This window comes from Streptomyces sp. NPDC052020, from assembly GCF_040680575.1.
In the GTDB taxonomy this organism is placed as follows: Bacteria; Actinomycetota; Actinomycetes; order Streptomycetales; family Streptomycetaceae; genus Streptomyces.
The window spans coordinates 36,125-58,055 of record NZ_JBFAWY010000010.1; the positions used below are offsets into that span (position 1 = coordinate 36,125).

Annotated in this window: 15 protein-coding genes and 1 pseudogene; 6 read left to right on the top strand and 10 right to left on the bottom strand. The window is 72.8% G+C overall.

The annotated features are described in order from the left end of the window. Positions 1-86: 86 nt before the first annotated feature. Complete coding sequence (locus AB0L74_RS12835; protein ID WP_365649620.1) at positions 87-1,925, top strand: prolyl oligopeptidase family serine peptidase; 1,839 nt, start codon at positions 87-89, stop codon at positions 1,923-1,925. A 136-nt stretch (positions 1,926-2,061) separates the two neighbouring features. Here AB0L74_RS12835 and AB0L74_RS12840 read toward each other — a convergent pair whose 3' ends face one another. Then, positions 2,062-3,963: an NAD-binding protein gene (locus AB0L74_RS12840; RefSeq protein ID WP_365650060.1), complete on the bottom strand. Its 1,902-nt coding sequence runs from the start codon at positions 3,961-3,963 to the stop codon at positions 2,062-2,064. A gap of 304 nt (positions 3,964-4,267) precedes the next feature. On the opposite strand from AB0L74_RS12840, the gene AB0L74_RS12845 reads away from it, so the two are divergent. Then, positions 4,268-4,435: a hypothetical protein gene (locus AB0L74_RS12845; RefSeq protein ID WP_365649623.1), complete on the top strand. Its 168-nt coding sequence runs from the start codon at positions 4,268-4,270 to the stop codon at positions 4,433-4,435. A 99-nt stretch (positions 4,436-4,534) separates the two neighbouring features. Here AB0L74_RS12845 and AB0L74_RS12850 read toward each other — a convergent pair whose 3' ends face one another. Next, positions 4,535-4,825, bottom strand: coding sequence for a zinc-ribbon domain-containing protein (locus AB0L74_RS12850; RefSeq protein ID WP_365649626.1), 291 nt, complete (start codon positions 4,823-4,825; stop codon positions 4,535-4,537). A 168-nt stretch (positions 4,826-4,993) separates the two neighbouring features. Between AB0L74_RS12850 and AB0L74_RS12855 the strand changes: the two genes are divergently transcribed. Beyond that, a complete protein-coding gene (locus tag AB0L74_RS12855) occupies positions 4,994-6,214 on the top strand; it encodes an FG-GAP-like repeat-containing protein (RefSeq protein WP_365649629.1) in 1,221 nt (406 codons plus the stop codon). Positions 6,215-6,411: 197 nt separating this feature from the next. Further along, on the top strand, positions 6,412-6,816 hold the full coding sequence (locus tag AB0L74_RS12860) for a hypothetical protein (protein WP_365649632.1): 405 nt from the start codon (positions 6,412-6,414) through the stop codon (positions 6,814-6,816). A gap of 81 nt (positions 6,817-6,897) precedes the next feature. On the opposite strand, the gene AB0L74_RS12865 is transcribed toward AB0L74_RS12860, so the two are convergent. The 4 genes from AB0L74_RS12865 to AB0L74_RS12880 all read right to left on the bottom strand — a co-directional run bounded on the left by AB0L74_RS12865 (position 6,898) and on the right by AB0L74_RS12880 (position 14,844). Then, on the bottom strand, positions 6,898-10,743 hold the full coding sequence (locus AB0L74_RS12865) for an SAV_2336 N-terminal domain-related protein (protein ID WP_365649635.1): 3,846 nt from the start codon (positions 10,741-10,743) through the stop codon (positions 6,898-6,900). Further along, complete coding sequence (locus AB0L74_RS12870) at positions 10,736-11,674, bottom strand: MoxR family ATPase (RefSeq protein WP_365650063.1); 939 nt, start codon at positions 11,672-11,674, stop codon at positions 10,736-10,738. The genes AB0L74_RS12865 and AB0L74_RS12870 overlap by 8 nt, the downstream gene beginning before the upstream one ends. Next, entirely contained in the window at positions 11,671-13,329 is a 1,659-nt protein-coding gene (locus AB0L74_RS12875) for a hypothetical protein (RefSeq protein ID WP_365649638.1), read from the bottom strand. Before AB0L74_RS12875 ends, AB0L74_RS12870 begins: the two co-directional genes overlap by 4 nt. Before the next feature lie 564 nt (positions 13,330-13,893). Continuing rightward, positions 13,894-14,844: an XRE family transcriptional regulator gene (locus AB0L74_RS12880; RefSeq protein ID WP_365649641.1), complete on the bottom strand. Its 951-nt coding sequence runs from the start codon at positions 14,842-14,844 to the stop codon at positions 13,894-13,896. Positions 14,845-15,052: 208 nt separating this feature from the next. Here AB0L74_RS12880 and AB0L74_RS12885 point away from each other — a divergent pair, with 208 nt between their 5' ends. Further along, entirely contained in the window at positions 15,053-15,754 is a 702-nt protein-coding gene (locus AB0L74_RS12885) for a 2'-5' RNA ligase family protein (protein WP_365649644.1), read from the top strand. A gap of 234 nt (positions 15,755-15,988) precedes the next feature. On the opposite strand, the pseudogene AB0L74_RS12890 reads toward AB0L74_RS12885, so the two are convergent. Beyond that, positions 15,989-17,643: pseudogene (locus tag AB0L74_RS12890) on the bottom strand (relaxase/mobilization nuclease domain-containing protein). Between AB0L74_RS12890 and AB0L74_RS12895 the strand changes: the two are divergent. After that, the gene (locus tag AB0L74_RS12895) at positions 17,603-18,052 is read left to right on the top strand and encodes a hypothetical protein (protein ID WP_365650092.1); all 450 of its coding nucleotides are present in this window, start codon (positions 17,603-17,605) and stop codon (positions 18,050-18,052) included. The pseudogene AB0L74_RS12890 and the gene AB0L74_RS12895 overlap by 41 nt on opposite strands. Positions 18,053-18,091: 39 nt before the next feature. Here the strand turns inward: AB0L74_RS12895 and AB0L74_RS12900 are convergent, their stop codons facing one another. From AB0L74_RS12900 to AB0L74_RS12910, 3 genes are all read right to left on the bottom strand, one after another. Continuing rightward, complete coding sequence (locus AB0L74_RS12900; RefSeq protein ID WP_365649647.1) at positions 18,092-19,093, bottom strand: hypothetical protein; 1,002 nt, start codon at positions 19,091-19,093, stop codon at positions 18,092-18,094. A 399-nt stretch (positions 19,094-19,492) separates the two neighbouring features. Beyond that, positions 19,493-20,464 carry an NAD-dependent epimerase/dehydratase family protein gene (locus tag AB0L74_RS12905; RefSeq protein WP_365649650.1) on the bottom strand — a complete coding sequence of 324 codons (972 nt, stop codon included), beginning with the start codon at positions 20,462-20,464 and terminating at the stop codon, positions 19,493-19,495. Positions 20,465-20,475: 11 nt separating this feature from the next. Next, positions 20,476-21,771, bottom strand: coding sequence for a nucleotide sugar dehydrogenase (locus AB0L74_RS12910; RefSeq protein WP_365649653.1), 1,296 nt, complete (start codon positions 21,769-21,771; stop codon positions 20,476-20,478). Positions 21,772-21,931 lie beyond the last annotated feature (160 nt).

Genomic DNA, 21,931 nt, shown 5'->3' on the forward strand with positions numbered 1-21,931 from the left:
CCGCCGGGGCGGGTGGCGGGGCGGAGTTTTCCACAGGCCGGGGGCCGGGCCAGCGGTGTGCCGGCGCGAGGCGGCAGTATGGGGCCATGACTGAGAGCAACGGATCCGTCCCGCCGGCCGGGCGGGAGCAGCAGGGCCGCACGGCCCGGCGGGAGATGCCGGACTGGGAGAAGCGCTTCCGCGCCCCCCGGGTGTCGCTGCCCGACTGGGCGCAGGACGCCCCGGACCGCTCCCTGTTCGTGTCGAACGCGACGGGGACGTACGAGCTGTACGCGTGGGACCGGTCCACCGGTGAGCGGCGGCAGGCGACGAACCGGCCGAACGGCACGACGGACGGGGTGCTCTCCCCGGACGGCGCCTGGATCTGGTGGTTCGACGACAAGGACGGCGACGAGTTCGGCGTCTGGCGCCGCCAGCCCTTCGAGGGCGGCGAGGACGAGCTCGCCGTGCCGGGCCTGGACCCCTCCTACCCGGCCGGCCTCGCCCTCGGCCGGGACGGGCGCACCGCGGTGATCGGCCGGTCCACCGACGAGGACGGTACGACGATCCACCTCGCGCGCACCGGCGAGGCGCCGGTGGAGATCTACCGGCACCGCGAGTCGGCGGGCGTCGGCGACCTCTCCCACGACGGTTCGCTCATCGCAGTCGAGCACACCGAGCACGGTGACGCGATGCACTCCGCGCTGCGCGTGCTGCGCCCCGACGGCACCAGGGTCGCCGAGCTCGACGACACCAAGGGCGGCAGCGAGGAGCTGGGCCTGGAGGCGCTGGGCTTCGCGCCGGTCGAGGGCGACACCCGGCTGCTCGTCGGCCACCAACGGCGCGGGCGGTGGGAGCCGATGGTGTGGGACGTGGCGACGGGGGAGGAGACCGACCTCGCGCTGGAACTGCCCGGCGACGTGAGCGCCGAGTGGTACCCGGACGGCAGCGCCCTGCTGGTCGTGCACGGCTTCGAGGCCCGCAGCGAGCTGTTCCGCTACGACCTGGCGACCCGCGAACTGGTGGAGATCGCCACCCCGGCGGGTTCGGTGACCGGCGCGACCGCCCGCCCGGACGGCAGCGTGGAGTACCTGTGGTCCTCTGCCGCCGAGCCGCCCGCGGTCCGCTCCACCACGGGCCGGATCGTGCTGGACCCGCCCGGCATGAAGGCGCCCCGCGCGGTGCCGGTGGAGGACGTGTGGGTGGAGGGCCCCGGCGGCCGGATCCACGCCCTCGTCCAGAAACCGGAGGGCGCCACCGGGCCGCTGCCGACGGTCTTCGACATCCACGGCGGCCCCACCTGGCACGACAGCGACTCCTTCGCCGCGGGCCCGGCGGCCTGGGTCGACCACGGGTACGCGGTGGTCCGGGTCAACTACCGGGGCTCCACCGGGTACGGCCGCGCCTGGACCGACGCCCTCAAGCACCGGGTCGGTCTGATCGAACTGGAGGACATCGCGGCGGTGCGCGAGTGGGCGGTCGCCTCCGGCCTCGCCGATCCCGCCCGGCTGGTCCTCACCGGCGGTTCCTGGGGCGGCTACCTCACGCTCCTGGGGCTCGGCACCCAGCCGGACCACTGGGCGGTGGGCATCGCCGCGGTGCCCGTCGCCGACTACGTCACCGCCTACCACGACGAGATGGAGAGCCTGAAGGCCCTGGACCGCACCCTGTTCGGCGGTACCCCGGAGGAGGTCCCGGAGCGCTTCGAGGCGTCCTCGCCGCTGACGTACGTCGACCGGGTCAAGGCACCGGTGTACATCTCGGCCGGCGTCAACGACCCGCGCTGCCCCATCCGCCAGATCGAGAACTACGTCAAGCGGCTCCGGGCGCGGGGAGCCGTCCACGAGGTGTACCGCTACGACGCCGGGCACGGCTCCCTGGTGGTGGACGAGCGGATCAAGCAGGTCCGGCTGGAACTGGACTTCGCGGCGCGGCACCTGCCGTGACGGCGGTGGCGTATCCGCCGTGAGCCGCCCGGGGAGCCGACCCGTCGCCTCCGCGCCGGTTCCGTGACGGCGGTGGGCTGTCCGCCGTGACGGCGGCGACGGGGTGGGCGGGGCCGCCGGGCGGGCCGGTGCCCGTTCACGCCTCCGCCCGCTCCCGGCCCCGGCGGCCCAGCAGCTCGGCCAGCCCCCTGCGGGTCGCCGCCAGCACGACCCGGTCCCCGGGGCGCAGCACATAGGTGTCGGGCACGTCCCACACCAGCCCCGACGGCGGCCGGTCCGTGCCGGGCTCCTCCGTCCCGGGCTCGTCCCGGCGGCGCTCGTCCGGCGCGGAGGTGTCCAGTGCCAGCACCCGCCAGGAGCCCGGCCTAAACGCCTCTCCGACGGTCCTGTCCCTCAGCTGGGGGTGGCCGCCCACCTCGACGGCCGCGAACAGCAGCACCCGCCGCTCCACCGGTATCGCGCCCAGGATCTGCCGGCCCATCATCGCGCCGGCGAACGCGGGCGCGGCCAGATGGGACACGCTGCGGCTGCGGGTGAGCGCGCCGGGGTGCGCGGCGCGCAGGGTGCGGTACACGGCGGTGGCGAAGTCGTCGTCGTACAGCCGCAGCACCACCCGCAGGTCGGGCCGTACCGACCGCGCGTACAGCACGGCCTCCAGGTTGGTGGTGTCCGCGCTGGTCAGCGCCAGCAGGGCGTGCGCGCGGTGGATCTTGGCGGCCTCCAGGACGCCCTCCTGGGTGACGTCACCGAGCACCACCGGCACCCGCAGCCGGCGCGCGGTCGCCAGGCCCCGCGCCTCCGGGTCGGCCTCGACGCACACCACCGGGATGTGCAGCTCGCGCAGCCGGGTCAGCACCCGTGTGCCGATCTTGCCGAGGCCGAGCAGCACCACGTGCCCGCCGAGCCCGCGCGGCGGCTTGCGCAGCGCCGACGCGGTGCGGAAGGTGCCCAGGGCCTCCAGGACGGCCGCCAGCAGCACCGGCAGCAGCAGCAACCCGATCAGCCCGGAGAGCAGCTGGAGGATCTGGCGCCCGGTCGGTTCGCTCAGGGCGGGCTCGTTGATGGCGAACAGGTCGAGCAGCGTCACGTACGTCGCGTGCAGCGGGTGGTCCCCGGTCACCACGGTCAGCGCGACGGCGAGCGCGACCACGCAGCCCACCAGGCCGGCCAGCGACCACCGCAGCCGCGGGGAGAACAGCGAACCCAGCGGCGGTACGCCCGCGCGGCCGGCCGGCAGGGACGGCCCGGAGTAGGCCACCCGCTCCAGGACCACGGTTCCGCGCCCGGTGGCCGCCTCCACCGCCGCCGCGTCGGGCAGCAGCTGCGGCCCCTGGGCGCCGCTGCTCTCCGAACCGTCGGCGCCGGCCGGGTCGGTACTCGTCGCGGACAGCAGCGCCAGGGTGCACAGCCCCGGGTCGGCGACCTCGCCGGGCCGGGGCGGCCGCCGCTCCACCGCGTGCAGCAGCAGGCCGTCGGCATGGACGACCTTGCTGGTGCCGGCGAGCGCGGTGGCCGCCAGCGCCGGGGCGGCCGTGTCGGCGTCGGACAGGACGGTGGTGGAGGCGTCGAAACCCGCCGGGGTGTCCCCGGTCCGCCCCGTCGCCAGCGCGGCGGCCTGGTCGAGGAGTTCCTCGATGTGCTGGCCGAGCCGCCGGTTGTACAGGCGCAGGACCAGCCGGAGGCGGGGGTTGAGCCGGCGCGCGGTCAGCGCGGCCCGGATGTTGGTCTCGTCGTCGTCGTACACGAGCGCCAGCGCGGCGGCCCGGTCCACGCCCGCCTCGGCGAGCACCGCCTCGGTCGCCTCGGCGGCCTCCAGCACCCGTGCGGGGCCGGCGGGCTCACCGCCGGGCGACCGGTTGACGGCCGCGTTCACCACCCGGTCGAGCAGGGCCGCCGAGACCGCGCGGGCCCGCCCGACCACGGGCTGCCGCACCTGGCCGCGGGAGGGCGGGACGACGAGGGTGACCTGCTCGCCGTAGACCCCCCGCAGTTCGGCGGCGAGCCGGTGCGCGAGTCCGTCGTCGCCGCACACCACCATGTGCGCCGACGGCGCCTCACCCGGCGGCCGTTGATTCGGAATGCTCCCCACGAGGCAGAAGACTGCCTCAGGGGCGGGGGTGGTTCCAGAGGGTGGTTCCCGTCCGGTTGCCTCCCTGCGGTGTCCTGTCCGCCTCGTCGCGCCGCTCCGCCTCCGCCGCCGTGCCCGGATGCGGATCCGGGGCGGTGGAGGTGTGATGGAGCAGGTGGCTCTCGGACCCACCGGGCCGACCGCCGCGCGCGCGTCCCCGCGCGTGACGGCACCACCCCAACCGCACGTCTTCCGGGACAGCAGGGACAGCGCCATGACCCAGCCCAGCGATTCTCTCGACCCGTGGACCGACCGGCTGCGCACGCTCTCCCCCGACATCTCGCGGGAGGACGCCCGCCGGTTCGTCCAGGACCTGTACCAGCACGCCCAGACGGTCCGTGACCAGGAGCGGTCCGACGCCGACTACGAGCGCGAGGAGTGAGATCGTCCGCCGCTCCGGCGCGTCGCCGGGCGTCCGGTCGGGGGCGCCCGGGGCGGGTCGGGACGGCGGGCTCCGGGGCCCGGCGGCCGGCCCGCCGGTTCAGGACTGGTACGGCTGCCGCTGGTGCGGCTGCCCGTACCCCTGTCCGTCGGGGGCCTGCGCCTGCGCCTGGAGCTGCTCCGCCTGTTCCCGGGTGACCTTCTGCTCCGCGCCGCAGAAGGTGCACTGGGTGGCGTACTTGGTGGAAAACGGGAACAGCGGCACGAAGAACAGCGTGAACTTCGTGACCCGCTTGCGCAGGGTGTGGGCGGCGGGATTGCCGCAGCGGCCGCACACCAGCGTCAGTATCGCGAGCTGGTACAGGTAACCCTTGGTGCCGAAGATGATCACGCTGATGGTCCTTCCCGAACGGGTGCCTGTCTGCACAGTGCCAGTGGGAGTGGGGGGACGCAAAGGGCGGCCGGACATACGCCGGGCGCCGGCGGTGAGACCGGGCGGGCGTGCCCCGCGTCGACGGGTTAGGGTGCGACGCACATCATCGGGAGGGGAACACACCACATGGGGAATCGTTTCACCCGGAGCGTGGCGACGCTCGCCGGTCTGGTGCTCGCGGGCACCGGCCTGGCCGCCGTGAACGCCGCTCCGGCCGCCGCGAGCGTGTACGACTGCCCGGCGGGCTATTTCTGCGGCTGGTCGGGCGAGAGCGCGACCGGGCAGATGTACAAGACGAACAAGAGCGTCGCGGACCTGGGCGGCTGGGACAACACGTTCCGCTCGCACATCAACCGCACGACGTCGATCGCCTGCGTCTACGAGGACAAGAACTACGCGCCGGGGGGCGGCTACTACCCCGAGAAGCCCGCCGGCGCCGGCGAGTACTCCTCCTACCCGACCGCGACGACCAGCTCGATCAAGTTCGTCCGCACCGCGCGCGAGTGCAGCCAGAAGGCCTATCCGCGCTGGCTGTCCGAGACGTCTCCGAAGACGCAGGGCTTCGGTGACATGAACGGCGACCGCAGGGCCGACGTCATCGTCCGCGACGAGGCCGGGCGGCTGTGGTTCACCCCGGGCGACGGCACCGGCCGGCTCATCGGCTCGGGCGGCTGGAACGCCATGAACGCCCTCACCCGGCACGGCGACTTCAGCCGCGACGGACGCGAGGACCTCATCGCCCGCGAGGCGTCCACCGGCAAGCTGTGGCTCTACCCCGGCACGGGCACCGGCTCCGTCGGCACCCGCAAGCTGATCGGCTCGGGCGGCTGGAACGGCATGTCCCGCATCACCGCCGTCGGCGACCTGACCGGCGACGGACGTTCCGACCTGCTGGCGGTCGAGAAGGCCACGGGCAAGCTGTACCTGTACCCGGGCACCTCCGCCGGCGCCCTCGGCTCGCGCAAGCTCCTGGGCACCGGCGGCTGGAACGCCATGAACGCGCTCGCCGGCGTGGGCGACATGACCGGCGACGGCCGCCCCGACCTCTACGCGCGCGAGGCGTCCACCGGCAAGCTGTGGCTGTACCCGGGCCGCGCCTCCGCTCTGGGCGGGCGCGTCCTGGTCGGCAAGGGCGGCTGGAACGCCATGGAGAACCTCATCGCGGTCGGCGACTTCTCCGGTGACGGGCGTCCCGACCTCGCCGCCGTGAGCAACGAGAAGTACGCGATCGACGGCTTCGTCGGCCACCCCGGCTGGCTGCTCACCTACCGGGGCCAGGGCAACGGCCTCCTGGCGGGCGGCGAGCGGACCGACGGCGAATGGTGGGGCCTCAACGGCTTCTGCTAGGGCCCACCGGCCGCCGCCCGAGCCCGGTTTCCGGCCACGGCACCCCTGCCGCGGAGGGGACCGGGCTCCTGCGTTCCCCGGCACCCGGGGCCGTGGTCTGCGCATGGCGGGCTACGGCCGGGCTACGGCCGGGCTGCTCGGGGGAGCTGAGTAGCTGCGCTCTGTCCGGTGATGCGACGAGCCGGAACGCTGGGGCCATGAGCCAAGGACGACGGAAGTACGCGCCCGAGACGGTGGTGGCCCTCGCGGTGACCGCGGTGACACTGGCCGTGTGGGCCGGGTGGCTGGGCTGGGACCAGCGGAGCGATGTGCACCCCGACGGCACGACGACCGGCCCGTACGAGGCGTGGCAGGTGATCGGGCTGGTGCTGACCCTGCTGGTGACGGTGTGGTGGGCGGCGTCCCGGCGCTTCTTCGCGGGCGCGGTGGTGGGCACCACGGCGGGCCTGGGCGTCGCTTCCTTCTACGACTGGTCGGACGACGGAAGCGGCCTCTTCGTGATCGGGGTGATGCTGATCGCGGCGGTGAGCCTGGCCGCGACCACGGCCCTGTCCGCCGTGATCGCCGCGCTCACCCGGGACGGACGGCGGGCCGGGGCCTGACGGCCGTACCGCGCCCGCCCCGGCCGGCCGCCCGACCCGCCGGTTCGGCCGCCCGCCCGACCCGCCGTCCGGCCGGCGGCCCTACCCGGTCGTCCCGGCCTCCCCACGGCGCCGGCCTGCCCGGCGCTCGGCGGCCTCCACGTCGAGCCGGCCGGCGGGATCCCCGCCGCGGCGGATCACCGCGCCCCGTACCAGCGCCAGGTAGAAGAGGGCGGGGGCGCACGGTGCCCACGCCCGTTCCGGCTGCTTCAGGATGAAGTCGAGGACGGAGTCCGGGTCGGCCGGTACGAAGGCATGGCTGTCGTGCTCCCACTTGTCCCGCACCCCCCGGGACCAGCGCCTGCGCAGGTCCTCCTCGCCCAGGTCGGGCAGCACCGCCCGGAAGAACGCCGCCCACTGGTGGAGGCGGAGGTCCAGCCCGAAGCCGAGAAGCTCCAGGTCCACCTGGTCCTGCGCGGAGACCCCCAGCTCCTCCCAGAGCGCCCGGCGCGCGGTCGCGTGGAGGCTGATCGGCGAGCCGTCCCCGGGCAGGTCGTGGGTTCCCGACAGACCCTCGCTGGCGGACGCGTTCCACCTCCGGGGATGCCCCGCGACATGGGGGCTGCTCCGGGCGAAGAGCATCCTGCCGTCGGCACCGGTCTCCACCGCCACGATCACCCCGAAGCTGCTGGAGAGGAACGCGGGGGCGTGCACCGGGTCCCTGTCCTCCAGATAGAGGCGGCGGAGCGTGAGTCCGTCGACCGGGCGAGGGCGGTCCAGGTTCAGCGACACGGCCAGGAAGTCGTAGTAGTCCGCGTCGCGCAGTCTCAGGTGGACGACCGGCTCGCCCCGTTCGGCGGTGCGGGTGACGGTGATGCCCTCCAGGGCGAACCGGGGGCTGTTCCAGCGGTGCGGCTCGCCCGCGGCCGCCTTGCGCGTCTCCTCCGCCTCGAGCTCGTCGCGCCATCGCCGGACCTCGGCGGGCAGTTCGACGTGTTCGGCCGAGTGGTGCACCAGGACGTTCCGCTCGGGGATGGCGCGGGTGCCGTCACCCTCGTACAGATGGCAGTCGGTGACGCGGCCGCCCAGCGTGAACGTGTCCCGGGCGGGAAACCACCGGCGGTCCCGGAAGGGCGGGCTCGGGGCCCGCGCCGGAGCGTCCTGAGACGTGGGAGGTCCGATCACGCGCCGGGGCGGGGGCTGGGGCCGGGTCGGTGTCCGGGTCGGTGTCCGGGTCGGTGTCCGGGGGCGGCCGGTTCGGCCGGCGAGCGCCTCGGCCAGTTCGGCGGCCGTGGGCCGGCCCGCCGGATCCGGGTCCAGACAGCTGCCGAGGATGCCGCCGAGCGCTCCGTCCACACCCGCTCGCTCCCAGACGCCGCGCGGCGTATCGGAGCGGAAGTCGCCTGCCCACCGCCCGGTCGCGGCGGTGAGGAGGATCGCCCCCACCGCGTACACATCGCTCGCCGTGGTGACACCGAGGCTTTCCCGCGCTTCGCGGGCTTCGAAGTCGACATCGCGGCGGAACGCATCCCGCAGACGGCTGGGCACGCCGTCCACGGAGGCCGTCATCCAGCCGACGAGCTGCATGCCCTGGTCGGTGACCAGCACACAGTGGGGTGCCAGCGAGCCGTGGACCAGCCCCACGCCGTGGGCGTGGCGCAGCGCCTCGGCCAGGTCCCGCCCCAGGCGCAGCACCGCGGCGTGTTCCAGCACGCCCCGCTCCTCCAGCAGGAGACGGAGGTTCGGCGCGGGGCGGGCCCGCCGTTCCCCCTCCCGTCCGTGGGTGCACTCCGCCGCGAGCCAGGGCGGAAAGTCCTCGACGCTGTGGCCCAGCAGCCTGGGCGCGTGGGCGCCCGCCAGCCGGGTCAGGGCCTCGGCCTCGGTGCGGATCAGCGCCTCGGCGGTGTCCCGGCCGGTGGTGAGCGGTACCCGTACGGTCACGGTCTCGCCCGCTTCGTCGAGCCCCAGAAACATCACCACGCGCGACCATCCGCCGAGATAGCGGGCGTACAGCGGGTACGGCCCGGCCCGGCGGGGGTCGTCCGACCACAGCCGCGACCAGGCGGGCCCGGGGTCGAGGATCTGGTGGGCGAGATGTTCCAGCCCGTTGCGGGCCAGCTCCAGGGCGATGTCGCGGTCGGACCGGGCGGCCGGCTCCGATGCGCTGTCCGTCGCGCGCTCCCCGCGGAAGTAGTCCTGAAGACGGCGGAGGAAACCACGGCGTTCGTCGCGCGTCCCGGCGATGGACACCAGCTCACTCGGTTCGATGCCCGTCCCGGCGAGGGACCGGTCACGCGCCGTCCGCGCCAGGGCGGGCGAGGCGGTCACCGCGTTCATCAGCGCGACCTCCCCGAGCAGGGCCGTTCCCGAGACGTCGACCGCGTCGGCCGGGGCCTGCGCGGTCGGCGTCTCGTCCGCCGCGGGGCGGGGGACGGTGGGGAGGCCCAGCATGCGCAGCGCGGCCGTACCGGCCTCCGCGAACGGCCGGAGGTCGGCGGGCAGCCTGCTCGCCGCCTCCGGGGAGTGCAGGACGGCCTGGATGCCGTGCGGTGCGTGGGGATGGTCGGCGAGGTGCGCGCTCATCGCCTGATGGACGAGCCGGGCGTCGCGACGGGTCAGCTCCTGGTGCAGCCGCTCCTGGGCGGCGGCGGTGAAGCTCAGCACGGGTTCATGGCCTGTTTCACGTGAAACGGTGAGGAGCCCGCTGCTGAGTACTTCGGCGAGGTCGGACAGGCGGGCCTCCGGCAGGGCCCGCTCACGCAGGACTTTGAGCATCGGAACGGTGAAGCTGTGCAGCGTCGACCCCAGGACGGCCAGCCGGACCGCGGCCGGTGGGGCCGTTCGGACGAAGGCGTCGGCCATCGCCGCAGGGGAGGGCGGATCGTCGTCCATCCGCCTCCGGCGCGGACGGCCCTCGGCCGGCACGAAGACCGCCTCGCACCCTTCCGCGTCCGCTCGCATCACGGTGTGCGCCCAGGCGCGCAGGGCCTGCGGGGTCGGCGTCAGCGTCGGTAACGCCTGCCCGCGTCCGTGCGGTCCGGTGGACGCGGGGCCGGTGGGGCGCAGAGCGGCGGTGGGGGCGGCGGGATAGGGCCCGACGGCCCGGCAGGGCGGGTGGTCGAGAGCGGAGCGGTGCCACAGACGCCGGGGGAGGGGATCGACGAGGGCGAGGGGAGCGGAGCGACCCCAGGCGCGCAGCATGTGCCACGGCTCGTCCTCGCGCCATCCTGGCGCCGCGCAGTCGGTGAGCACGAGGATCAGCCGCCTGCCCCTGGGGCTGCCGCTGTGCTGCGCCGCCCGGTGCGGGGGGACGGCGTGCCCCCGGTGATCGTGGAGCCTGGGTGCCCGGTCCTGCCAGGTGAGCCGCCAGGTGTGGACGGCGCGGAAGGCTCCCAGGCCCTGCATGAGGCGGCTCAGCGCCTGCGCCAGGTCCTCCCACAGCGCCATGGTCACGGAGGTGTCCACGACGAGGATGACCTCGAACCACCGCTCGGGAGCCCGGCTGAAGACGGGCACCAGGGCGCCGCTGCGGGCGTAGTGGTCGACGGTCGCGTCGAGGTCGAGCCGGGTGCGGGTGCCGCCCGGCCAGGGCCTGCGGAACGGCCGGAGCGCACGGGCGAGCGCCAGCCCCTCGGGGAGGGGGGCGGGGCGTTCCACGGACAGCGGCACGCCGCGCACGGGGGTGGCGCCGTCGGGGCGCCGCACGGACACGGGCGCGGAACGCGCGGCCGGCGGTGGCGCGGGTCCACCGGCGGCGTCGGTCCCCGGTCCGGCGGCGGGGCGGTCCGGCTCCGGCTCGGCGGACGCCTCGGGACCCGGCGCTTCCCGGACCCCGGTGTGCGCGGCGCGGGCCGCGGCCAGCCAGGCGGCGTCGGCGAGCAGGGTCGCGTCCGCATCGCCGACGTGGGCCCGCACGGCGGCGAGAAGGCGCGGCAGGGCGTCAGTCACGGGCGAGTTCTCGCAGCAGCAGGGTCCGCAGCTGTTCCGCCTGGGTGCCGTCGGGCCCGTCCGGGGCGGTCAGCAGCGCGATGGCGTTGAGGAGCTGGTCGACGGCCAGGTGCTCGCCCTGGCTGATGCGCGCCGCGAACTGACGGATCAGCTCGCTGGCCCGGGCGTCGGACGGCTGCCCCAGATGGGCGCTCACGATGTCGGTGAGCGCGTCGGTGCCCAGCCGGGGCATGGTGAAGCGGATGCAGCGCCTGAGGAACGCGGGCGGGAAGTCCCGGTCGCCGTTGCTGGTGAGGACGATGAAGGGGAACTCCGTGCACTTCACCGAGCCGCGGTCGATCTCGTGGGTGTCCCGGCTCGCCCACATGCGCACCCTCACCTTCGGCTCGCGGTAGCGCACGAGTTCCGGGATCTCGTACTCACCGCTCTCCAGCACGTCCAGGAGGTCGCTGGGCAGGTCCGGGTCGCTCTTGTCGATCTCGTCGATGAGCAGCGCGCGGGGGCGGTCCGTGGGCAGGAGGGCCGTGCCCAGGGGTCCGAGTTGCAGGAAGGGGGCGATGTCGTCCTGCCGGGACTCGCTGCCGCCGCGGAGGTTTCCCAGGTTCTGGGCGTGGATGCGGCCCAGGGCGTCATAGCGGTAGAGGGCCTCGCCGAGGGTGCTGCGGGAGGTGATGTGCCAGCGCAGGACATCGCCGAGGCCCAGCTCGTGAGCGACCTGGTCGATGACGGTGGACTTCCCCGAACCGGCCGGGCCGGTGATCAGGAGAGGGCGGCGCAGGTGCAGGGCGGCGTTGACCGCGTCCGTCATCCCGGCGGGCGGACGGTACTGCGCGTGCTGGGACCTGCGGGGGAACGTCCGCCACGGCGGTGGCGGGGCGAGCTCCACCTCGCGGCACAGGCCGTCCCCTCGGTAGTAGGGCATCCAGTTCACCATGTCTCCTTCGGCGCTGACACCGTGCGGCTGGTGATCGTCCAGCAGAAGTTCAGCCACGTCTCGTCGTGTGAGACCGCGTGCAGGTCGCACAGGCACGTGTCGGGTATGTGGGAGCTCTCGTGCTTGCGGTAGGCGTCGGCGAAGTCCCGCGGCTGCCGGTGCCAGTACGTGCGCACGCGGGCGCGGAACACGTCGTCCAGGGCGGGGGCGCCGGGACGGGGCCAGACGACGATGGGCGCGTAGGGCAGCAGGGTGGTCAGCGCGCGGTCGAGCGGGGAGTTCTCATCGAAGCCGATGGCCGGTCCCAGCCGCCCCGTGGCGAGCTGGTGCCGCAGGAGCTTCTCGGCTTCCGGTCGGAAGACCCCGGGATCGAGCCAGGCGACCGGCTCGGCACGGCAGGACATCTCCCCGAGGGCCTTGCGTGCCGCGTCGTTGATCTCCGTGATGTCCGTGATGTCCGTGACGCCGGGCACCGAGGGATCGGGGCCCAGCCGACCGCTCCAGCGCATCAGCAGCGAGTGCCGGGCGCCGAGGGTGAACGTCCCGGCCGGCTCGTCCTCCAGGGCCCATGCCCGGTCCATGAGATCGGCGAGGAGGCTCACGGGCGCCGCGACGTCGACGTGCTCCAGCGGCTCGTCCGCACCCAGGTGTTCTCGTGCCCAGGCCAGCGCGCGCTTGATCGCCTCCACGACGCCGGTGCGATCGTGCGCGAGGGACACCGGCTCGCCGGTGCGGATCGCCCTGCCCTCGCGCGTGAGCCAGTACTCGGCCTCTCCACCCGACCCCTTGCGCACATCGGCGAGGCTGATCACGAGCCGCAGTCCGGGGGCGGGCCGGGTGAACTCGTCGATCGCGTCGTTGAGCTGGACCAGCAGGCCCCGCGCGCCGGCCCACTCGGTGAGCCGGGTGTCGGCGCGGTCGGCCCGGGCCAGACAGACGAGCCCGGCGACGACCCTGGCGAGCACGGCGCCGGGAGCGGCGGCGAGCGGCTGGGCCTCGAAGACGGCGTACTCCAGCACGTCTCGCAGCGGGTCGGCACCCGGGACGCCGGGCGGCAGGCCGGCCAGGCGGGCCGCGGCGCTCAGCCGCTCACTGGTGAGCGCGCCGGGTAACAGGTCGGCGAGGAACTCGGCGGTCACCGCGCACTCCATCAGCCCCGCGACGGCGCAGGCCACCCGGTCCGACGCCGCGCACGGCCGCTCCTCGGCGTCGAGTTCCCGCCGCCAGTGCAGGAGCTGGGCGAACGACACGGCGGCGGGAACCGCGGCTCCCGGCCGCCAGGCCGCCACCGCCTCGCGCAGCTCGCCGGCCCCGAGGGCACCGGCGACCTTGTCCCTGCCCATCGCCCGCCGGACGTCCGCCGGCACCGAGGTGCCCTCCCGGGGGGCCTGCACCACGGTCTGCCGTCCGATGTACGTCACACTGCTGCCGTCACCGACGGCGTTGCCCCGCATGTGCCCGCCGACGCCCAGGGACCCCTCGCCCCGCGCGGCGACCCGCGTACTCTGCTGCCGGACCGCACCGGCGTCGGCCACCGCACCGGCGTCCCCGGGACCCGGCACCACGGAGGCGTCCTGCGGGAGCTTGTTCCCCGCCGGGCCGTCACCGGAGCCGCCACGGCCGAACAGCCGCCACCACGACGCGCGCGTCAATGCTCGCTGTCCTCCCCGATCGCGTTGCCGACGATGTCCTCACCGGCGCTCACCGTCCCCTCGCCGCGGGCGATGACGTCCCGCCCGCCCGATGGCCGCGAGGCCGCGGCCGGCGGTTCGGCGGCCGACGGGGGCCCCGTGACCCTGGCACGGTCCCCGATGGCGTTGCCGCGCACCGAGCGCCCGGCGGCGACAGCCCCCGTCCCCGCGCGCGCACGGTCACCGCACCCGCCCCCTGCCTGCCGCCCGCCGGGGGCACCAGCGGCGTGATCAGCGACAGGGCCGGCCCGGCCACGGCCACCACGGCCCCGACCACGCCGGCGGTGCGGTCCTCCACGTCCGGATCGAGCACGGCCACGACCGGCAACCCGACGACCACGCCGAGACACACCCCACCGACCACCCAGGCCAGCACCCGCCGCGTACGAGCAGACATCTCAGGCCCTCATCCCCCGAGGCGAAACACCCCTAGGACGCTAGCGCCACTTCGCGCCCGATGAGAAGCAACACCGGAGAAACCCCCGCGGGCGGAGCGCGACCGCCGGCGGTACGGGCCTCGTGACCCTACGGCGGGAAGCCCGTACCGCCGGCGCGTGACGCCGGGAGAGCCCGCGCCCACCCGGGCATGAAGCCGGGCGTCCGCTCGGCGAGGGCGTGCAGCCGCGCGAGGTAGTCCCGCGCCGCCGGCTCGGCGCTGTACCGGTGCCGCAGCTCGGCGGCGAGTTCCCCGCTGACCATGAGCAGGGACGGGACCGACCGCCGCTCCCCGCGCGCCGCCGTCACCCCGAGCGTGACCCGCGCCTCCGCGTCGCGCATCGGCGAACGCTCGGTGCCGTCGACGTCCGTACCGGCCCGCAGCACCTCCTCGGCGAGCGCGCGGGCCAGCTTGTCCTCACCGGCGAGGCGGTAACAGTCCATCGCGTAGAAGTCGAACTGGGCCGGGTCCACCACGAAATGATGGTCGGGATTCTCCGGGTACGGCATCCCCTCGAGCATCCGCCGCCCCTTGCCGAGGGCGGCCTCGGCTTCGCGCCGGTCCCCGAGCCGCGCCCACGCCTTGGCCTCCTGAGCCGCGAGCTGAACCGCCACCCCGTGATGCGGCGCCGCGTCGAGCCCGGCCCGTGCCGCAGCGACGGCACCGCGGTAATCGCCGGCCGTGAGAGCGAACCAGGCCCGCATCTCGTACGCCCACCCGGCCACCTCCGCGTGCCCGGCCTCGGTGGCGAGCGAGAGGGCGGCGCGACGCGTCGACTCGGCGGCACGGCGGTCCCCGGTGTCGTACTCCAGGCAGCCGACCAGCAACGCGAGCCGGCCGGACAGAACGAGCACCTCACGGCGCTGGGCAGGCGTGAGGCTCCTCGTGCGGAGCCCGGCCACCCGGCGCAGCCACCGGCGCCCCTCACCGAGGAGCCGCTCGCCGGGCACGGACGAGTAGGCGGAGCCGAGCTGGCCGGCCACGACGCGGAGCGCCTCCAGCGCGGCGTCATCGACATGGACCCCCTCCAGCCGGCTCACGACCTCCGGGGTCTCCAGGCCGCTCGCAGCCAGGCCCTCCTTGCCCCCTCCCGCCGCGACGGCGCCGGGAAGAGGGCATGCGTCACCCCGGCCGTCAGGGACTACGCCGAGGCACTACGGAGCTGGCACAAGGCTCCGTTAACCCGAGCGGTGAGGGACTCTGCCAAGATGGCAGTCGCGAGCGATAGCCGTAACGGAAGGGCACCGGGTGCTGCTCCCTCACGACACCAGCGCGTTTCCCCCCGCACCGCCACCGGACCTGGATGACCCCCAAGTCATCGCTGCGCACGACTGGGCGGCCTTCGACCGAGTGGAGGAGATGAGCAACCACTGGGACCGGCGTGGGTGGACTCCATCGACGCGTGCCTACTACTGGATGCTCGGCTTTCCCGCAGATTCCGCACTCGCCGAGCACGCTCAGCAATGCCAAGGCGAGATCCGGAATCTGCACTTCGATTCCATCGACGCGGATGGCCTGCATTTGACTCTCGGTCGGATCGGGACCATCGAGGATGTCTCCCTGGGCGAACTGAAGGCACTACTTGCCGCTGTGGCTGAGATGTCGACGGACCGGTTCCGGTTGCAGGCCGTACCCATGACCGCATCCCGCGGTGCGGTTCGCTACAGCATCGCCCCCTGGACCCCCGTACTTGACCTGCACGCCAAACTGTCCGCCGCTGGTGCGCAATGTCGGCTGCCGTTCCGGAAGCCGACCTCGGTGTTGAGACCACACATCGGCATCGCCTACTGCAACCGCGTGGCAGACGCCCGCATGGTTCGGGAAACGATTCGCCCGCTTCGCGACATGGACTGCGTCCGCGTGCCAGTTGAGCGTCTTCACCTGGTCGAGATGCGCCGCGAAGAGCGGGCCTATCGCTGGCGTGTCATCGATCAAGTCAACCTGGCGTAAGTGCTTTCCGCGATATCCTTCATAGAGTCCTGGCAGGCTCGTAGCCGACCCACAACCGGCTGCCAGCCTGACTGAGTACTTCGTCCACCACGGCCACGAGGAGCTCCCTCCTTGGAGTGGGTGGGTGGGGACATCAATGGTCCGGAGAATCGCCGTTTGCCCAACCGGCGATCGTCGGCTACGGTGCGTCGCTTTCCGGTCAGCGGCGGCTGGAATGGTTCAGGGGGCCCTGCGTCAGCGGATGTTGGGCTCCGAGGGGCCCTGGCACCGACTGCCTGGGACGGGCGTCTCGTGGCAGTTTTCGGGCAGGGCGGGCAGGTGGGCGCTGCGGCGCAGGCGCCAGACGAGGACGTCGCTGATGGAGGTGGCGGTGTCTAGCTCGCGCCGCCGGGCAGCGTCAGCCAGCAGGGCCGCTAGGTCGTGGCCAGCCTTCCGGTCGTCGTCAAGGGTGACCGGCAATGCGGGCCAGCCGTCCTCGGCCCGGATCCGCTATGCCAGCTCTGGCAGCACCTGGCGAACAAGGTCGGCCTGCCGCTGCGGAGGCGCGGGGCCAAGCGCCGGCCTCGCTGGCCGCATGCGGCCATGGTCTCCCCTGCAGCGGCCTGGTAGGCGGGGCTGTGGTGCTTCTTGGCGTGCCAGTTCGCCGCGGCGGTGGCGAGGAAGAAGGCCATGTTGATGAGCATCGCGGCGGTGGCGCCGTCTTCCCCTCGGCCGAGGGCTGGCCCGCTGCGGACGAGGTCGCGAGCGGCTTGGCGCAGCGCCCGGTCATGCCCGCGTACGGCCCTCACGTGGGAACGGCTGGCCCGCTCGAACGCGAGGGCTGATTCACGGAGTTCAGCGCGAGTGTGGGCGGCGGACTTTTTGGCGAGCGCGTCCAGCACCTCGCCCGCCGCAGCGATCTGGGCCGCTGCCGTGCCCTCGTCGCCGTGATCGATGATCAGCAGGGCCTGCCAGGTCGCGGCGGTGGCCCGGTGGCGCGCGAACGCGGGGCCGGTCACGTCCGGCAGGGCGGGTTGCTCGGGGTAGGAGCCGTCCGCCGAAGCAGCCTCCGCGGGAAGCGTCCAGCGTTCGCGGATGCGGGGCAGGGACAGATCGGGCGCGAGCTTCGAGCCGGAGTAGAAGACCGGCTCACCGTTCTTGTTCCGGTCGTCGGGCAGGGCGGCCTTGTAGCCGAGCAGGTCGCCGGAGGGCGCGATGCGCTTGCGGATCAGCAGACCGGCGGCGGCCAGGTGGTCGAAGAACTCCTCCGTGGATGCGGTGCCGGCGGCGGCGCGGCGCACGGTCTCGCGCAGTTCCTCACGCGCGGTGCGCTTGCGGCCTTCCCGTTGGGCTTTGTGGCGTTCGGCGCTGGTGGGCCGCTGGGCGGCGGTGCCGTCGCCGGCGTGGAGGCGGCGCAGCCCGTAGTCGATCTCGATCTTGCGGGCTTCGGCCTGGGAGCGTTTGCCGTCCCGGCGGAGACGGGCCTGGCGGCCGTCCTCGCGGACGATGGTGGTGATGATGTGGATGTGGTCGTCGGCGTGCTGGACGGTCGCCCAGCGGCACGTGTCGTCGTCGGTCGGGTGCGATACCGGTGGCCGCGACCATCCTGCGAGCTATCTCACCCCACTGCTCGTCCGACAGGATCGGGTCTTCGGGGGCGGCGCGAATCGACAGGTGCCACACGTGCTCGGCGGGCCGCCGGCTCTTGGGTAGGGCCATGACCGGCTGGTCGAGCAGCCGCTGGAGATCGCTGTACGTGCTGTCGGGGTCTCGGCCGGGATCGGGGGAAAGACCGTCCCAGGCGGCCACCAGGTGGGGTCGATGTGCTCCTCGTGCGTGCCGGGCCCGTACAGGTAGTGGAGCAGGCCGATGGTGCGCGTGCCCCTGGTGTGGACGCGGGGAACACGCAGCCGCCTGGTTTTCCAGGTGCTGCTGGGTGAAGGCGTCGACTCGTTTGGCGGCACGCTGGACGGCGGCGAGGACCGCCTCGGCCTGCGGGGCGTCGGCTCGGGAGTCCAGCGCTTTGGCTACCTGGTCGAGGTTGTTCCCGATCTGCCCGAGGTGCCGCCGCAGCGCGAACAGCTCCCGCAGCATCTCTTTCCCGCCTGCGATGTCCGCGGCGGTGCGGTCGAGGCCGCGGGCAGCGCTGAGAGCCGAGTGGGCAAGGAACCCGGCCACGCTCAATGGCACTCGGCGGCTGCCCGGACGAGCAGTTGGTACTCGTCGTCGTTCATGCGGCAGCTGGGCTGGCGCACACGCTTCTTCTCGTCACGCAGACGCTCACGCTGCTGCACATGGGGCTTCAACGGGTCAGCGTGAGCGCAGTCGGTGCTGTGGCACGTGCGCGGTTCTTGCCTCTCAGGATGCGGTCCGCCCTCGGTCCTTCTCGTCAGTGCCCCACAGCTCGCTCCGGTTCCCCCTTCGGACGTGGAAGGACACGTCCAGCGCGTCGGGCTGGTCCGTCCCCAACCACAACATCGGCTCCAGTCCCAGCGCACGTACCTTCTCGCAGACGCGCAGTTCGAACACGCCGGGGTCATGAACGAATCGACGGGCACCGCGGTGGAGCACCCAGTAGAAGGCGAGCGTGGGCAGACGCAGGATCTTGGGCCTGGTCTCACAGCTCGGCGTGCCACAGCTCTGGCTCCGGCTCCCCCGCGCCTGGGGCAAGGGAACGCCGCACCCCGCGCACACGGTCAGCGTCACGCCGTTCTCCGCCAGCCGTCGCTCATACGCCGCGCGCACGAACTCCATCACATACGGTTCTCCGGCCGTCGGTCCCGACGGCATCTCCTGCTGCAGCGCCCGTACCTCCAGGTCGCTGATCACCGGCCGCTCGATGACCAGGTGCCGCAGTCGCACGTAGATCTGCCCGACATCGCGCCCTTCGCGGGCATTGGCCTCCGCCACCAGCACCAGCGCTTGGTGCACACGCTGCTCGGCGATGTGAGCCTCTGGGTCACCCCAGGCACCCCGCACGGCCTCCTCGGCGAACTCGCTCGGCTCCTCGCCGTCCAGCAGGCACACGTCGACGTCGGCCGATGAGAGAGCCATCCGCAGTGGCCACTGGCCCAGCGGTACCCGGCACAGCTCCAGCACCCCGTAGTCGTTGCGAGGGGGCTCAAGCCCTGCCCAGAAGAACCACCACCACAGACGCGTGACCGCCTCCTGCCAAGCTCCTGGCAGACCGGTGTCCCGCCTCTCCGCCTTGGACCAGGGATGACGCGGCGCTCCAAGATTCTCCAGGCGCCGCTTCATCTCGACGAGGCCGTGGGACAACAGCGCAAGGAGGATGTAGTCGTCCTCCCACACGGCCGTGCCGCGCTCCGGACCCGCCTCGTCCACACTCAACGCAGGCACGCGGAAACCCCTCCCACCTGACCCAAAGTGGCAAGAGTGTCGCAGACGGTAGTAACCGTCTGCTTCTGGTGACCGGAAGCTCCTCCCAAAGGGTGACGAAGAGCCTTCTCTTCATCGTGCCCCTTGCAAGGTTCCCGCGCAGTTCCAGTCGAGTGGGCGCCGGATCTGCATCTGATCGGCGCGAAAGTCAGCGCCAGCTGAGAGGAACCCGTTTCGCAGGTGGGCCCGCTATCCAGTCGCGCATCGGCCCAGTAAGTCAGGGAAGTCCGCACGGCGTCCACTAGCGAGATGGCACGCGTATGGTCGCCGCTTTCGATGACGCGGTTCATCGCGTAAGCGAAAGCACTGCTGGGCTCCGGATTGGCGAAGGCGAGCGAACTTCGCTCGGGGCCATCGACGTCAGGACCGCTCCTGCGAGGCCAAGGCGGTGGGGCCGGCTAGGGCCGAAACGCTGAGCCAGCGCGCTGTCGCGGAGATCCCTTCCTCAAGCCCTACAGGTGCCACCGTTGGGAAAAGCGCCCGCAGACGACTGCTATCGGCCTGAGAGTGAGGGACGTCGCCGGTGCGAGCAGACACGTGCTCCCGCCGGACGCGGTGACCAGTCGCCGTCTCGATCTCCGGGATGAGGTCCAGGAGCGGTGTGCGAGTCCCGAAGGCCAAGTTCACAGGGCGGGGCTCGACGATCCGGCGGAGGAGGGCGTCGGTGAGGATGCGGCACACGGTGCCCACGTACGTGAAGTCGCGGGTCTGGGTGCCGTCGCCGTAGACGGTCACGGGCTCGCCGGCGAGCGTGGCGCTGATCCACTTCGGGATAACCGCGGCGTAGGCGTGGTCCGCGCGCTGGCCGGGGCCGTAGACGTTGAAGAAGCGGAAGGGCAGCACGGGCAGGTCGAAGCTGTGGTGGTAGGCGCCCAGGTACGCCTCCGTGGCGAGTTTGGTCACCGCGTACGGACTCATCGGAGCTGTGGTGAGGTCCTCGTGCTTCGGCAGGTGAGGGTTCGCGCCGTACACGGAGGACGAGGACGCGGCGATCACGTGCAGGCCGCCCGCGCGGCGTGCGGCTTCCAAGACTTGGAGGGTTCCGGTCGCGTTGGCCTCGTGGCTGGCCAGGGGGTCTCGGACCGAGCGCGGTACGGAGGGCAGCGCGGCGAGGTGGACGATGGCGTCCGCGCCGCGGAACACCCGGTCCAGCAGGTCGGCGTTCTGGATGTCGCCCTTGAAGAAGTCGACGTCGAGGCCGGCGATGTTGGCCTCGCGGCCGGTCGAGAGGTTGTCCACCACCCGGACCTGGGCGATCTTGGGGTGGTCGGTCAAGGTACGGGCAAGGTTGCTTCCGATGAACCCGGCGCCGCCGGTGATCGCGAGCTTCACGTGGCTACCCTTCAGAGAGAGTCGACGTGTGCGCCGACGAGCTGACGGCGGCAGTCGAGGATGTACGGGGCGTGCGCGGTGATCAGGGGGTAGTCGAAGGCGTCGTGGTCGGCGAGGAGGACGACGGCGTCGGCCGCCGCGAGTCCGGCCGGCGTGACGTCGACTCGCCTGAGGTTCGCCAGGCCGTCGGCGCGCGGGTGAGCGTCGTCGCTGACGTGGGGGTCGGCCGCCTGGACCTCCGCGCCCATGCCGGTGAGCAGCTCCGCGATCCGCGCCGCCGGTGTTTCGCGGGCGTCGCCCGTGTTGGCCTTGTAAGCGAGGCCGAGCAGCAGTACTCGGGAGCCGTTGACGGACTTCTTGCGTTTGTTGAGTCCGTCGACCAGTCGCCGGACGACGTAGTCGGGCATGTGGTTGTTGACGTCGTTCGCGAGTTCGACGAAGCGGAAGTTGCGGCCCACGGTCCGCTGGACGCGCCAGGACAGGTAGGAGGGGTCTATGGGCAGGCAGTGGCCTCCGACTCCTGGTCCCGGGGTGAAGCGCATGAAGCCGAACGGCTTGGTGGAGGCCGCGTCGATGGCGGCCCAGACGTCGATGCCCAGCTCGTGCGCGAAGATCGCCAGCTCGTTGGCGAGCGCGATGTTCACGTGCCGGAAGGTGTTCTCCAGCAGCTTCGTCAGCTCGGCTTCCTTGCAGCTGGCCACTGGGACGACCTTGTCGACGAGGGACGCGTAGAAGTGGCGGATTACTTCCTGGGACGCCGTATCGATCCCTGAAACGATCTTCGGGGTGTTCTCCAGTCGCCAGATGGGGTTGCCAGGGTCGATGCGCTCAGGGCTGTAGCCAAGGTGGAAGTCGGTGCCCGCCGTGAGACCAGAGGTGCTTTCGAGGAGGGGGCCGAAGACTTCCTCCGTGGTGCCCGGGTACGTCGTCGACTCCAGGACGGCGGTCGCCCCGCGAGTGAGGTGGTGGCCCAGCAGCAGCGCCGAGTCTTCGACATGCGACAGGTCCGGAGCTCCGTCGCGGAGCGGCGTGGGCACCGTGACGACCGCTACGTCGAATCCCGCGCAGTCGGAGGGGTCGATGGTGGGCCGATAAACGCCGGCAGCGAGGAGCGGCGCCAGACGCGAGTCGGTGACGTCCTCGATGTAGGACTCTCCGAGCATGAGTCGCTTGACCCGCCCCGCGTCCACGTCGAAGCCAACGACCTGGTGCCCGGCCTCGGCGGCTCTCACCGCGAGCGGGAGCCCGACATACCCCTGTCCCACGACGGCGACGCGGAGCCGCTGGATCTCACCCTTTTCGATCATGCTGTCCACCTCGTTGTGTAAACGTGCGGATGTGTACGGCGGGCGGCCCGTGGCGTGGCGGTGGCTCTAAGATGGGAAGCGCCTCGGCCGTACGAGACTCGCTTGGCCGCCTGTCTTGGACGGCCGAGTGCTTTTCGCGCTCCGCCCAGGCCGGTCAGAA